The organism is Citrobacter amalonaticus, assembly GCF_001559075.2.
Lineage (GTDB): Bacteria > Pseudomonadota > Gammaproteobacteria > Enterobacterales > Enterobacteriaceae > Citrobacter_A > Citrobacter_A amalonaticus_F.
Map to the genome: position 1 here is coordinate 326,644 of NZ_CP014015.2, position 13,408 is coordinate 340,051.

12 protein-coding genes are annotated in these 13,408 nt (G+C 52.7%); 2 read left to right on the top strand and 10 right to left on the bottom strand.

Translation table 11 applies throughout. The features are described 5' to 3' along the window. Positions 1 to 30: 30 nt before the first annotated feature. The 6 genes from nuoF to lrhA form a co-directional block, all read right to left on the bottom strand. Positions 31 to 1,368, bottom strand: a complete 1,338-nt coding sequence (gene nuoF / locus AL479_RS01550) for an NADH-quinone oxidoreductase subunit NuoF (RefSeq protein ID WP_042317808.1) — start codon at positions 1,366 to 1,368, stop codon at positions 31 to 33. Further along, positions 1,365 to 1,865, bottom strand: coding sequence for an NADH-quinone oxidoreductase subunit NuoE (gene nuoE, locus AL479_RS01555; protein ID WP_042317807.1), 501 nt, complete (start codon positions 1,863 to 1,865; stop codon positions 1,365 to 1,367). Before nuoE ends, nuoF begins: the two co-directional genes overlap by 4 nt. Positions 1,866 to 1,867: 2 nt before the next feature. Beyond that, positions 1,868 to 3,670: an NADH-quinone oxidoreductase subunit C/D gene (nuoC, locus tag AL479_RS01560; protein WP_081093629.1), complete on the bottom strand. Its 1,803-nt coding sequence runs from the start codon at positions 3,668 to 3,670 to the stop codon at positions 1,868 to 1,870. Between the two features lie 89 nt (positions 3,671 to 3,759). Next, positions 3,760 to 4,422, bottom strand: coding sequence for an NADH-quinone oxidoreductase subunit NuoB (gene nuoB / locus AL479_RS01565; protein WP_003028075.1), 663 nt, complete (start codon positions 4,420 to 4,422; stop codon positions 3,760 to 3,762). A 15-nt stretch (positions 4,423 to 4,437) separates the two neighbouring features. Beyond that, positions 4,438 to 4,881 (bottom strand): NADH-quinone oxidoreductase subunit NuoA, encoded by a 444-nt coding sequence (nuoA, locus tag AL479_RS01570; protein ID WP_042317806.1) that lies wholly within the window; start codon positions 4,879 to 4,881, stop codon positions 4,438 to 4,440. Positions 4,882 to 5,510: 629 nt separating this feature from the next. Then, a complete protein-coding gene (gene lrhA / locus AL479_RS01575) occupies positions 5,511 to 6,449 on the bottom strand; it encodes a transcriptional regulator LrhA (protein ID WP_061074806.1) in 939 nt (312 codons plus the stop codon). A 929-nt stretch (positions 6,450 to 7,378) separates the two neighbouring features. Here lrhA and alaA point away from each other — a divergent pair. Further along, positions 7,379 to 8,596, top strand: a complete 1,218-nt coding sequence (gene alaA / locus AL479_RS01580) for an alanine transaminase AlaA (protein ID WP_061074807.1) — start codon at positions 7,379 to 7,381, stop codon at positions 8,594 to 8,596. Positions 8,597 to 8,839: 243 nt separating this feature from the next. Then, positions 8,840 to 9,439: a 5'-deoxynucleotidase gene (gene yfbR, locus AL479_RS01585; RefSeq protein ID WP_061074808.1), complete on the top strand. Its 600-nt coding sequence runs from the start codon at positions 8,840 to 8,842 to the stop codon at positions 9,437 to 9,439. A 47-nt stretch (positions 9,440 to 9,486) separates the two neighbouring features. On the opposite strand, the gene AL479_RS01590 is transcribed toward yfbR, so the two are convergent. The 4 genes from AL479_RS01590 to yfbV all read right to left on the bottom strand — a co-directional run bounded on the left by AL479_RS01590 (position 9,487) and on the right by yfbV (position 13,099). Further along, the gene (locus AL479_RS01590) at positions 9,487 to 11,319 is read right to left on the bottom strand and encodes an SLC13 family permease (RefSeq protein WP_061074809.1); all 1,833 of its coding nucleotides are present in this window, start codon (positions 11,317 to 11,319) and stop codon (positions 9,487 to 9,489) included. A 76-nt stretch (positions 11,320 to 11,395) separates the two neighbouring features. Next, positions 11,396 to 12,073 carry a sugar phosphatase gene (locus tag AL479_RS01595; RefSeq protein ID WP_071887570.1) on the bottom strand — a complete coding sequence of 226 codons (678 nt, stop codon included), beginning with the start codon at positions 12,071 to 12,073 and terminating at the stop codon, positions 11,396 to 11,398. Next, positions 12,066 to 12,560: a YfbU family protein gene (locus AL479_RS01600; protein ID WP_042290698.1), complete on the bottom strand. Its 495-nt coding sequence runs from the start codon at positions 12,558 to 12,560 to the stop codon at positions 12,066 to 12,068. The genes AL479_RS01595 and AL479_RS01600 overlap by 8 nt, the downstream gene beginning before the upstream one ends. An 83-nt stretch (positions 12,561 to 12,643) precedes the next feature. Beyond that, positions 12,644 to 13,099 carry a terminus macrodomain insulation protein YfbV gene (yfbV, locus tag AL479_RS01605; protein WP_042317796.1) on the bottom strand — a complete coding sequence of 152 codons (456 nt, stop codon included), beginning with the start codon at positions 13,097 to 13,099 and terminating at the stop codon, positions 12,644 to 12,646. Between the last annotated feature and the right edge of the window lie 309 nt (positions 13,100 to 13,408).

Consider the following 13,408-nt stretch of genomic DNA (forward strand, 5'->3'; position numbering starts at 1 on the left):
ATATCGCGATACAGGCTCAGAGGCCTGCAATCACCAGCGCTCTTTCAGCAGGTTCGGCTGAATACCACCAATCGCGTGGGTATTGCTGAACGACTGCTTGATGCCAGCTTCGAATTCTTCGCGGAAATATTTAATGGCGCTCTGTAGCGGCTCAACCGCGCCCGGTGCGTGTGCACAGAAGGTTTTACCCGGACCGAGGAAACGACACAGTTGCTCAAGTGTCTCGATATCTCCAGGCTGGCCTTCGCCACGCTCCAGCGCTCGCAGAATTTTTACGCTCCACGGCAGGCCGTCACGACATGGCGTACACCATCCGCAGGATTCACGGGCAAAGAACTCTTCCAGGTTACGCACCAGCGGCACCATGCCAATCTCGTGGTCAACCGCCATCGCCAGCGCCGTACCCAGACGGCTGCCGGCTTTACCAATGCTCTCAAATTCCATTGGCAGATCGAGGTGCGCTTCGGTCAGGAAGTCTGTTCCCGCGCCGCCGGGCTGCCAGGCTTTGAACTTCAGTCCATCGCGCATGCCGCCCGCGTAGTCTTCGAGGATCTCACGCGCAGTCGTGCCGAACGGCAGTTCCCACAGTCCCGGATTCTTCACGCGACCCGAGAAGCCCATCAGCTTGGTGCCGGCATCTTTGCTCTTCGAAATGTTCTGGTACCACTCCACGCCGTTGGCGAGGATCGCCGGAACGTTACACAGCGTTTCCACGTTGTTGACGCAGGTCGGTTTGCCCCACGCGCCGGAGGTCGCCGGGAACGGCGGCTTCGAGCGCGGGTTAGCGCGGCGGCCTTCAAGAGAGTTGATCAGCGCCGTTTCTTCACCGCAGATATAGCGCCCTGCCCCGGTGTGAACAAACAGTTCGAAGTCAAAACCGGTGCCCATAATGTTTTTGCCGAGCAGACCGGCTTCGGTCGCTTCCGCAATCGCACGGCGCAGATGCACAGCGGCTTCAATGTATTCACCGCGCAGGAAGATGTAGCCCCGGTATGCTTTCAGCGCAAACGCGGAGATCAGCATGCCTTCCACCAGCAGGTGCGGCAGTTGTTCCATCAGTAAGCGGTCTTTATAGGTGCCCGGCTCCATTTCATCAGCGTTACACAGCAGGTAGCGGATGTTCATGGATTCGTCTTTTGGCATCAGGCTCCACTTCAGACCGGTGGAAAAGCCTGCGCCGCCGCGCCCTTTCAGGCCAGCGTCTTTGACCTGGTTGACGATCTCGTCCGGAGACAGACCGGTCAGCGCCTTACGCGCACCTTCGTAGCCGTTCTTACTACGGTATTCGTCCAGCCACACAGGCTGTTTGTCATCACGCAGACGCCAGGTCAGCGGATGCGTTTCGGGAGTACGGATAATGTCTTTCATTTATACCGCTCCAGCAGTTCAGGAATGCCTTCCGGGGTCAGGTGAGCGTGAGTATCCTCATCGATCATCATGTTCGGCCCTTTATCGCAGTTCCCCAGGCAGCAGGTCGGCAGCAGCGTAAAGCGACCGTCGAAGGTCGTCTGCCCCGGCTTGATGTTGAGCTTTTTCTCCAGCGCAGCCTGAATTCCCTGGTAACCATTGATATGGCACACCACGCTGTCGCAATAGCGGATCACGTGGCGACCCACCGGCTGGCGGAAGATCTGGCTGTAGAACGTCGCAACACCTTCGACATCGCTGGCCGGGATCCCCAGCACATCGGCGATCGCATGGATCGCACCGTCCGGCACCCAGCCACGCTGCTTCTGAACGATTTTCAGCGCTTCAATGGACGCCGCACGCGGGTCTTCGTAGTGGTGCTTCTCGTGCTCAATGGCTTCACGCTCTGCCGCACTCAGCTCAAAAGCCTCGGTTTGTGGTTGTTGATTCTCGTGCATAATTAGCGGTCCACATCTGACATAACAAAATCGATACTACCCAGATGGACGATCAGGTCGGACACCAGGCTGCCACGTACTGCCACCGGGATCTGCTGCAAATGCGCGTAGCTCGGGGTACGAATACGGGTACGATAACTCATGGTGCTGCCATCGCTGGTCAGGTAGTAACTGTTGATACCCTTGGTCGCTTCCACCATCTGGAAGGACTCATTCGCCGGCATAACCGGGCCCCACGACACTTGCAGGAAGTGGGTGATCAGGGTTTCGATATGTTGCAGGGTGCGCTCTTTCGGCGGCGGCGTCGTCAGCGGATGATCCGCTTTGAACGGGCCTTCCGGCATGTTGTTGAGGCACTGCTCAAGGATGCGCAGACTCTGGCGCAACTCTTCCACTTTCAGCATTACGCGGGTGTAGCAGTCGGAAACCCCGCCGCCAACCGGCACTTCAAAGTCAAAGTTTTCGTAGCCAGAGTAAGGGCGTGCTTTTCGCACGTCGAAATCAATACCGGTCGCACGCAGCGCCGCACCGGTGCAGCCCCAGTCCAGCGCTTCCTTCTTGCCGTAAGCGGCCACGCCCTGCGAACGCCCTTTCAGAATGGTGTTTTGCAGTGCGGCTTTCTCGTAAGAAGCCAGACGCTTCGGCATCCAGTCGAGGAACTCACGTAGCAGTTTGTCCCAGCCGCGCGGCAGGTCATGCGCCACGCCGCCAATACGGAACCAGGCCGGGTGCATACGGTAGCCGGTGACCGCTTCTACGATGTCGTAGATTTTCTGACGGTCGGTAAAGGCAAAGAAGACCGGCGTCATGGCGCCGACGTCCTGAATAAACGTCGAGATATACAGCAGATGGCTGTTAATGCGGAACAGCTCGGAGAGCATCACGCGAATAACATTAACGCGATCCGGTACGGTAATACCCGCCAGTTTTTCCACTGCCAGCACGTACGGCATCTCGTTGACGCAGCCGCCGAGGTATTCGATACGGTCGGTATACGGAATGTAGCTGTGCCAGGACTGACGTTCGCCCATCTTTTCAGCACCACGGTGGTGGTAACCGATATCAGGCACACAGTCGACAATCTCTTCGCCATCAAGCTGAAGAACAATACGGAATGCACCGTGTGAAGACGGGTGGTTCGGACCGAGGTTGAGGAACATGAAGTCCTCGTTTTCAGTACTGCGCTGCATGCCCCAGTCTTCCGGTTTGAAGGTCAGCGCTTCCATTTCCAGATCCTGCTTCGCTTTGGTCAGCTCAAACGGATCGAATTCGGTGGCGCGCGCCGGGTAGTCTTTACGCAGCGGATGGCCCTGCCAGGTATGTGGCATCAGCAGGCGAGTCAGGTGCGGGTGACCTTCGATATCAATACCAAACATTTCCCAGGTTTCACGCTCATACCAGTTGGCGTTCGGGAACAGTTTGGTGAAGGTCGGCACACGCAGATCGTTTTCAGACAATGCCACCTTGAGCATGATATCGCGATTGCGTTCAATGGAAATCAGGTGGTAGAAAACGGAAAAATCCGCGGCGGGTAACCCTTCGCGGTGTGTGCGCAGACGTTCGTCCATGCCGTGTAAGTCAAACAGCATGACGTAAGGTTTCGGCAATCTCTTTAAGAAATCGCCCACTTCCAGTAATTGTTCACGCTTGACCCAAACAACGGGTACCCCGGTGCGAGTCGCCTGAACGGTAAAGGCATCCGGCCCAAAACGGTTGCGCAGTTCGCCGATGACCGGGTCATCAAGGTGATCCCGGGTCTGCCATGCGGCTTCTTGCGCGGTTAAGTCGGTCATATTGTTCACCATTGCAAATGGTCCGTGGTGACTGTCGACAGAGCTTCGCGCGATTTATGTAGTGATAGGCGAAGTAAAATGCTGCTGCCGACAGGCGCAAATTAAATCTCGTCTGGTGTACGCAGATTCGTTACTGCAATGCGTTCGCCGCGTTTACGCTCGCGCTCTGACTGCATGTTGGCGCGATAAACGCCCTGATCGCCAACCACCCAGGAGAGCGGACGACGTTCTTTGCCAATGGAATCCTGCAACAGCATTAACGCCTGCATGTACGCTTCCGGACGCGGCGGGCAACCCGGGATGTAAACATCCACAGGGATAAACTTATCAACGCCCTGCACTACCGAATAAATATCGTACATACCGCCGGAGTTGGCACATGCGCCCATGGAAATCACCCATTTCGGCTCCAGCATCTGATCGTAGAGACGCTGAATGACCGGCGCCATTTTGGTAAAGCAGGTCCCCGCGACCACCATCAGGTCAGCCTGACGCGGTGAAGCACGCAGGACTTCCGCGCCAAAGCGCGCCACGTCATGCACGGCGGTGAATGACGTCACCATCTCAACGTAGCAGCAGGAAAGGCCGAAGTTATAAGGCCAGATTGAGTTTTTGCGACCCCAGTTAACCATGTCATGCAGTTTGCCCATGAACACGTTTTTGTTAACTTCCTGTTCCAGGGGGTCGGTTACGATCTCCTGTTTTTGCAGGGGGTAACGGTCGTTCTCACCGTTAGGATCTATGCGGGTGAGCGTATAATCCATCTTAATGCCTCGCGGTTAGCGTTGACGATTAGCGATACTGTTCGTTTCCGGGTTCATACGCTCGCGGCGTGAACGCGCGGGCGTCCAGTCCAGCGCGCCAATACGCACCAGATAAACCAGACCTGCCAGTAACACAAAAATAAAAATTGCAGCTTCCACAAAGCCTACCCAACCACTTTCGCGGATAGAGGTCGACCATGCGAACAGATACAGCGCTTCAACGTCGAAGATAACGAAGAACATGGCTACCAGATAAAACTTGGCAGACAGGCGTAAGCGGGCGGTGCCGACCGAGTCGATACCTGATTCAAACGGGGTGTTTTTTGACCTCGCGCGTGCGCGACCGCCTAAAAACCAACCGCCGATAAGCATCAGGCAGCACAGGCCAATGGCAACAATAAGAAAGATAGCGAATGCCCAGTGATGAGCGATGACTTCAGTGGATGTTGACATACTCATTGCTTACTCATCAAAAGTAGCGCCAAATTCTCTGCTCTTTTCGGCAGATGAACGCCACATCGATTCATGGGGAGGAATAAAAAAAACCTTACAATCGCTGCAGAAAATGTTTTAGACAGCCAATTGATGGGGTTTTTTACTCCTTTCTATAACCTTTTGTCAACTTTAACAAAAGTTTCCTCACATTAATTTACATGATAACAACACCCTTAACATTTAATGCGCTTTAGCACTGTGTCGATCGATTCACAGGCTAAATGTGGATGTTGTTGAATCGTGTCCGTTGTGAAGTAAGTAGGAAAAAACGCGCCTATTTTGACAGGAATTGATCCAAAAGCCTTCCCCTAAAAGGGAGTATTTTCTTGATCTGTGACACGCTTTTGTTAATCCACCTCAAAAAACAGCAACAATTTCTCGCGTTTTTTAACATGAGAGCGTTGTGTTGCAAATTTCGCTTATTTTTTACGCGTTTTTTAATTGCAACGTCTACTCGCTGATTTATGAGGATTTTTACCTTTTCCCTCCTGTCCGTTAAGGATATTAGTACAAAAAAAGAACCACTGGATGTTTTTTAATCTCCAGTGGCTCTTTTTTACACTTGCCATTTTTAATGTTTTTTTTGTGACCCGTTACTCATAGTCTCCCTGGACCAGCACGGAATCATCTCCCCCTTCTGGGGTAATGGGGCTGTACTGCCACGGATTCTGCCAGGTATCCATCGCCTGATAGATAACCTGCGCCAAATCGTTCTTCGATGCCGGGTCACGGCACAGCAGGTATTCGGTGTCCGGCAACGGCGGCAATCCATCAACCGCTCCCAGCACGCGCAGATCCGGACTCATCATTTCTACCGGGCGCGCCGTCACGCCGAGACCGGCCTTCACCGCCGCGCGCACGGCTGGCAGTGTTGACGCTACATAGGCCAGTCGCCACGGGATGTTCGCCGCATTCAGGGTGGCAAGGACCACATCGCGGAACGGACTGGGATCATCCAACAGCACCAGCGGAACCGGTTCGCCCTTTTGCAGCACATACTCTGCGGCACAGTACCAGTGTGTCGGTGAGGTACGCAGCGTCAGGCTCTCAAACGCCCCGGGACGGTTGGTGGTGACGATCAGATCCACCTCTTGCGATTTCAGCATGTCGAGCATGAAAGCATTTCGCTTCACCCTGACATCCAGCGCAAGCTTCGGATAAACCGAACTAATGCGATTCAGAAGGAAAGGCAGTATCGTATCGGCGGATTCATCAGAAGCCCCAATAGTTAATACTCCCTGAAGATTGCTGAACATCAATGATGAGCAAGCCTCATCATTGAAACGTAAAATTTTTCTGGCGTAACCCAGCAGTTGAATGCCGTGTTCAGTCAACAGTTTGTTACGACCGTGACGAGCGAAGAGTTCTTTCCCCACGAGTTGCTCAAGGCGCTGCATCTGTTGGCTCACCGCAGACTGAGTACGACACACCGCTGCAGCCGCAGCTGCAAATGTGTTCAGATCGGCAACAGCAACAAATGTTCTCAGCAGATCGAGGTCGAGGTTAATTATCGGACGATTTGCATTTATCATAATTTTTCACTTACTGGCGGCTCATACTGAGCTTGTTAATGCTGTGCATACAAAATCAAGCAATTCCGTTTGTAATGCGCTTCCTTAGCAGAGTCACCCGCGGGCAGCAGGTGAAAGTAAATAGGTATATCATGTGACTGACGAAATGCTACCCTCTTTCTTACGTAATAATACCTTACGCGACCTCTCAGGTTATTTCGTTAAGAACGGGCTGACCTATTAAAGCGTATGCAGATTTCTGCCATTGTCTGGATGTAAAAAGTGTAAATGTAAAGAATGGAACCGGGCATACATCAACGAGAAATAAGCATACATGGCAGTAAGTTAGCCACAAAGACCCATCCGGGATATTAACAAATCATGCGACCACATGTCATTTCATCATGCGTATCTTAACCTAAAACCTTTTTATTTATAAGCTTTAATGCGAATGATCTGATGCAAAGTTTTGTTATGTTTCTCAAATCAACTAGCTATTATTCGCGCCTTGCGTAAAGCCTTTTTAATTATTAAATAATAATTAATGAGATTCCTGGTCATTCATAAATCCTGCTTAACATTAGATTTACACCGCCAGGGTTCCCGTACATCCCGATAACACGGCCAGCGATTAATCTTTCAGTATTTACGAATTATTAAATGACGTAAGAATTTTCCCCGAAATTTCACGAGCGCAGAACCTTTTTACAAGCAAGAGAATCGGCCGCCAGTGAGTGGTAAAATCAAAATATCATGCTGTAAAAATTAACATAATTTGCTTTTATATCTACAAAACAAGAAAAAACCAGTCAATAACAACACAATAGCATGTCACCATTCAGCAAAATCTTCTTCTGCAAAGCCTTCAAAACGCCCCGCCGGGGGAGTACATTGTTCCAAACTGACTTCCACGGCAGGAAGTGGTGATAACAGCATAAAGGTCAAGGTTCATGTCCCCCATTGAGAAATCCAGCAAATTAGATAACGTCTGTTATGACATCCGCGGTCCTGTTCTGAAGGAAGCGAAGCGCCTTGAAGAAGAAGGCAATAAGGTTCTGAAACTGAACATTGGTAACCCCGCCCCTTTTGGCTTTGACGCCCCCGATGAAATTCTGGTGGATGTCATCCGTAATCTGCCGACTGCGCAGGGTTATTCCGATTCCAAAGGCCTCTATTCCGCACGTAAAGCCATCATGCAGCACTATCAGGCGCGTGGCATGCGTGACGTCACCGTCGAAGATATCTACATCGGCAATGGCGTTTCGGAGCTGATTGTGCAGGCGATGCAGGCATTACTGAACAGTGGGGACGAAATGCTGGTGCCCGCGCCGGATTATCCGTTGTGGACGGCGGCGGTCGCGCTTTCCGGCGGCAATGCGGTGCATTACCTGTGCGATGAGTCATCCGACTGGTTCCCGGACCTTGATGACATCCGCGCAAAAATCACGCCGCGCACCCGTGGGATCGTTATCATTAACCCGAACAACCCGACCGGTGCGGTTTATTCTAAAGAGCTGTTGATGGAGATCGTTGAGATCGCGCGGCAGAATGACCTCATTATTTTTGCCGACGAGATCTACGATAAGATCCTGTATGACGACGCCGAGCACCATTCCATCGCCGCGATGGCACCGGATCTACTGACCGTAACTTTTAACGGTCTGTCCAAAACCTATCGTGTAGCCGGATTCCGTCAGGGCTGGATGGTTCTCAACGGGCCGAAGAAGCATGCGAAAGGTTATATCGAAGGGCTGGAGATGCTGGCATCAATGCGTCTTTGCGCCAACGTGCCGGCACAGCACGCCATTCAGACGGCGCTGGGCGGTTACCAGAGTATCAGTGAATTCATCATGCCCGGCGGTCGCCTGTATGAGCAGCGCAATCGCGCCTGGGAATTGATCAACGATATTCCGGGCGTCTCCTGCGTGAAGCCGCGCGGCGCGCTATATATGTTCCCGAAAATTGACGCTAAACGCTTCAATATTCATGACGACCAGAAAATGGTGCTCGATTTTCTGTTACAGGAAAAAGTCCTGCTGGTTCAGGGGACGGCATTTAACTGGCCGTGGCCGGATCACGTGCGCATCGTCACCCTGCCCCGCATCGACGACATAGAAATGTCGCTGAGCAAATTTGAACGCTTCCTGTCGGGATATCACCAGCTTTAATCCAAAAATCAACTGCCAGAATGCTCTACATAATTCGCGTTGCAGGCAGGCGACGACACAATGAATCCCCGGGAGCTTACACGAGTAAGTGACTGGGGTGAATGATAAATCTGTCAGGAACAGATTTGAACGTCGCGGAGTGACGGACCGAAAGGGTGAGTCTCATGGATGAGACGAGTATTTGCATCCAGCGGCCTTCTCTGCGCACAATGACCTCCAGGTTGTCATCATGAAAAGGTCACTATGAAGCAGAGCCATTTTTTTGCCCACCTCTCCCGCCTCAAACTCATTAACCGCTGGCCTTTAATGCGCAATGTGCGCACAGAAAACGTCTCTGAGCACAGCCTCCAGGTCGCAATGGTGGCTCACGCGCTGGCGGCGATCAAAAACCGCAAGTTTGCCGGTCAGGTTAATGCCGAACGCATTGCGCTGTTGGCGATGTATCACGATGCCTCAGAAGTGCTGACCGGAGATCTGCCCACGCCGGTGAAATATTTCAATTCGCAAATCGCCCAGGAATATAAGGCTATTGAGAAAATTGCTCAGCAGAAACTGGTCGATATGGTGCCCGATGAGCTGCGGGATATTTTTGCGCCGCTGATTGATGAACATGCGTATAGCGAAGAAGAAAAGTCAATTGTGAAACAGGCCGATGCGCTGTGTGCGTATCTGAAGTGTCTGGAAGAGTTGTCGGCAGGAAATAATGAATTCCTGCTGGCAAAGACGCGGCTGGAAAGAACGCTGGAGTCACGTCGCAGCCCGGAGATGGATTACTTTATGGAAGTCTTCGTCCCCAGTTTCCACCTGTCTCTCGATGAAATTAGCCAGGACTCTCCGCTGTAACGGTTTGCCGGATGCGCGTCAGCGCCATCCGGCAATGCGACACAACATTAAAACGGAAACAACATCGGGATCATCACCACGCATACCACCATAACGATGATGGTGAACGGCACGCCCAGCTTAATAAAATCGCTAAAGCTGTAATTCCCTGGCCCTAACACCAGCGTGTTGACCGGTGATGAAACCGGCGTCATAAAGGCCGCCGACGCCGCCATCGCGATCACCATCGCAAACGGATAGGGAGAGACGCCCATCGACTTCGCCGCCGCCAACGCAATCGGCGCCATTAATACCGCCGTCGCGGTATTTGAGATAAACAGGCCAATGGTCGCGCACAGCACAAACAGACAGCCCAGCATCATGTACGGGCCATAACCGCCTCCCACATCCATTAGTCCTTTCACCACCAGATCCACGCCGCCGGTTTTTTGCAGCGCCAGTGCAAAGGGCATCATGCCGACGATCAAAATGATGCTTGGCCAGTGAATGGCTTTGTAGGCGCTTTCGGCGTCAATGCAGCGAAATTTCCCCATCAGCAGACAGGCAATAATCGCCGCGATGGGATTAGGAATTTCGTCAGTCAGCATCAGCGCGACCATCAGCACCAGACAGAAAATCGCGTGCGGGGCCTGGCTGTGCGCCGGGGAAGCCTCGCTCACCTCTTCCGGCAGGTTCAGCGCGACAAAATCTCGCCCCTGCTTCGCCAGCATACCGATCAGTTTCCAGTTACCGACGACCAGGATGATATCGCCCATCAGCAGCGGCTCATCGGCAAGCGAACCTTCGATCGCCACGCCGTCACGTTTCAGACCGACCACGTTCAGCCCATAGCGGGTACGAAAACCAATTTCCCGCACCGACTTGCCAATCAACTCCGATTCCGGGATCAGCGAGATTTCCGCCATTCCCACATCCAGTGCCTGGTCAGAGAAATACTCTCCACGCAGCACCATTGGCTCCAGCAATTGCTCGCTACAAAATTCACGAAGATCAACATCGGCAGCGGACATATCAATCAACAAGACGTCACGGGCGCGAAACTCCGAAACCCCATTCACGTTTACGATCACTCGCCGAAAACGCCGCCAGCGTTCGACGCCGATCACGTTGGCGCCATAGCGCTCACGCAGTTTGAGATCGTCGAGGCGTTGACCGATCATCGGTGACCCCGGACGAATTGCCAGTCGACGCGCCCGCCCGGTCAGGCGATATTCTTTGATCAGATCGCGAAAGGTGCGGCGTTTCCAGCCATCACGCTGCTGTTGCGGATCGTCCCCTTTGAGCATAAAACGCATCAGCAACATATAGATAATGCCCAGCACCAGCACGACCAGGCCAATAGGCGTGACGCTGAAGAAACTGAAACCGGCGTGGCCTTCGCGCAACAATTCACTGTTAACGACCAGGTTTGGCGGGGTGGCCACCAGCGTCATCATGCCGCTGATAAGCCCGGCGAAACTGAGCGGCATCATCAGGCGCGACGGCGACGTTTGCATACGCATCGAGACGCTGAGTACCACGGGGATAAAGATGGCAACGACGCCGGTTGAACTCATAAACGCGCCCAACCCGGCAACGGTCAACATCAGCAGGACCAGCATTTTGATTTCACTACTGCCCGCCATTTTCACCAGCCAGGTGCCCATGACGGTCGCCACGCCGGTGCGCACCAGCCCGTCGCCGATGATAAACAGCGCGGCGATCAACACCACGTTAGGGTCGCTGAAACCAGAGAAGGCTTCGGTGATACTCAATGTTCCACTCAGAACAAAGGCTACAATGACCAACAGAGCTACCGCGTCCATACGCACTCTGCCCGTCGCAAACAAAATAACAGCAATCGCCAACAGCGAGAGAACCCAGATCAATTCACCGTTCACAACCTATCCTTGTCAGATGAGAAGATGGAATGATTCTGCCATAAAAAAGCCCCGACAAGCCGGGGCTAAATCATGATCAGGTATTTCTTAATACAACCACATCACCATTCGGTTGTTTGGTCACCGAAAGCTGCTCCAGGCTGGTCAGGATGAAATCGACCTCATCCAGACGCGGCGTGTCCGCCGGGGCATTCACCGCGATGACATGGCAGCCTGCGGCCAGTCCCGAGAGCACGCCCGCGGGGGCATCCTCCACCACCGCACATTCGTGCGGCGCTAAACCGAGCAGTTGCGCGCCCAACAGGTAGGCATCCGGCTCAGGCTTACCGCGTTTGACCCGCTCAGCGGTCACGAAAACCTCCGGCGCTGGCAGGTTAGCCACCTGATGACGTGCGCGCGCGACCGGCATCGACCCTGATGTCACAATCGCCCACGGGATCCCGGCCTTGTTCAGATGGTTAAGCAGCGCAACCGCACCAGGCAGCGCGGTGATACCCGCCGTTTCTGTCGCTTCAATTTGCTCCAGACGCGTAAACTCCGCGGCGATTTCCGCCTCAGGCTTGCCCACCATAAAATGGCGCAAAGAAGTAATAGCCTGTTTGCCATGAACAAAGCTCAATACTTCGTCATGCGTCAACCCAAAACGATCGGCCCAGTTACACCATGCGCGTTCCACTGCAGGTAATGAGTCAACCAGCGTTCCATCCAGGTCAAACAGAAAGCCCTTGCACTGCACGTTCACCTCCTCAGGCATTGATGATTTGGTTGATTTCGTTAGCGCTCAAATGATACTGACGCGGGCAGGCATGCCACGCGCTTAACATCCGCTGGTATTTTTCCCACATTGGGGTCTGGGCGTTGAAACCGTGCGTACCGGCATCAAAATGGGTATAACGTCCTTCCACATTCACCATAAAGCGAACATAGCCGAGGTAGCGCGCTTCCGTTGCGGCATCAAAGCCCAGGAAGGTCACCCGGCGTTCATCAATGCTTTGCGCATCTTTCAGATTGGCCCAGGAGACGTGCAGAGCGTGATACATCTCCATGATGTCGATAACCGTACGACAGGTTTCCTCCTTCAGCTCGCCAAATTCCCGATCCAGCTCGCGCATTTGCAGACCGTAACCGCGTTCAATAATCGTCTGCAGACGACGATAACGCTCGGCGTTAGTCGGATCGAGCATAGTCATCATTTTGTATTGATTAGACAAAATAAGACGTTGAGCGTTGGTCATTTCCATTTGGGACTCCTGTATCACTCTACAACGGTGAAAAAAAAGAAGGCATTAATATGCCTTCTTTTATATGCGTAATCAGGGGGCAATTACAAATCATCAAGGAAAGTTTTATCCAGTTGTTTGAAGGCACGCTTAAGCGTGTCAGCTAACGCCTGGTAATCCGGCTTCCCTTCAACCGGGGAGAGCGCTTGCCCCGCCTCCTGTAATTTGCCTCTGACTTCATAGAACCAGTTCAGGATAGAGGGCGGCAGTGGTGTAACGGAACGTTTTCCTAACCACCACAGCCCCTGCATCGGCAGGCTGAGCGCGAACAGCGCAGTGGCGACGGCAGGCCCTAACTGGCCGCCCAGTGCTATCTGCCAGCACAGAGTAAAGATGGCGATCGGCGGCATAAAGCGGATCGCGTAACGTGTCATCCGTATCACGCGGTTCTCAACAAAGACGGGTGCAAGGCGCTTTTCCATTGGCCACGTCTTTGAGTAATGCTGCCCCCGACGAAAAAGGCTAAAAAAATTTACGGAGCGATGATCCGGCGTCGACATGGCTTACCTCAACTTCACATATAAAATTTCAAATATTTGTGCAAAACAACAACTATACGGGACAACGTTCAAAACATTTTGTCATTGATACCCACTATCGGGTATCCTGTAGCGGCCTGTAAAAGGCCTGTAGTCCAAAATCATTGAGTCGTCAAATTTACATATAGTATGCCATTGGCTGAAAAATACGCAAAATGGCATAGACTCAAAGGTATTTCTTCCATCATGCCAAAAAAGACAACTGGCATGATGTTAATCATAAATGTCAGCGTCACACTGCGCTACGCTCTATGGCTCCCTGACGTTTTT

Coding starts and splice junctions, on each gene's coding strand:
- nuoF (WP_042317808.1), bottom strand. CDS start 1,368: ATGAAAGACATTATCCGTACTCCCGAAACGCATCCGCTGACCTGGCGT.
- nuoE (WP_042317807.1), bottom strand. CDS start 1,865: ATGCACGAGAATCAACAACCACAAACCGAGGCTTTTGAGCTGAGTGCG.
- nuoC (WP_081093629.1), bottom strand. CDS start 3,670: ATGGTGAACAATATGACCGACTTAACCGCGCAAGAAGCCGCATGGCAG.
- nuoB (WP_003028075.1), bottom strand. CDS start 4,422: ATGGATTATACGCTCACCCGCATAGATCCTAACGGTGAGAACGACCGT.
- nuoA (WP_042317806.1), bottom strand. CDS start 4,881: ATGAGTATGTCAACATCCACTGAAGTCATCGCTCATCACTGGGCATTC.
- lrhA (WP_061074806.1), bottom strand. CDS start 6,449: ATGATAAATGCAAATCGTCCGATAATTAACCTCGACCTCGATCTGCTG.
- alaA (WP_061074807.1), top strand. CDS start 7,379: ATGTCCCCCATTGAGAAATCCAGCAAATTAGATAACGTCTGTTATGAC.
- yfbR (WP_061074808.1), top strand. CDS start 8,840: ATGAAGCAGAGCCATTTTTTTGCCCACCTCTCCCGCCTCAAACTCATT.
- AL479_RS01595 (WP_071887570.1), bottom strand. CDS start 12,073: ATGCCTGAGGAGGTGAACGTGCAGTGCAAGGGCTTTCTGTTTGACCTG.
- AL479_RS01600 (WP_042290698.1), bottom strand. CDS start 12,560: ATGGAAATGACCAACGCTCAACGTCTTATTTTGTCTAATCAATACAAA.
- yfbV (WP_042317796.1), bottom strand. CDS start 13,099: ATGTCGACGCCGGATCATCGCTCCGTAAATTTTTTTAGCCTTTTTCGT.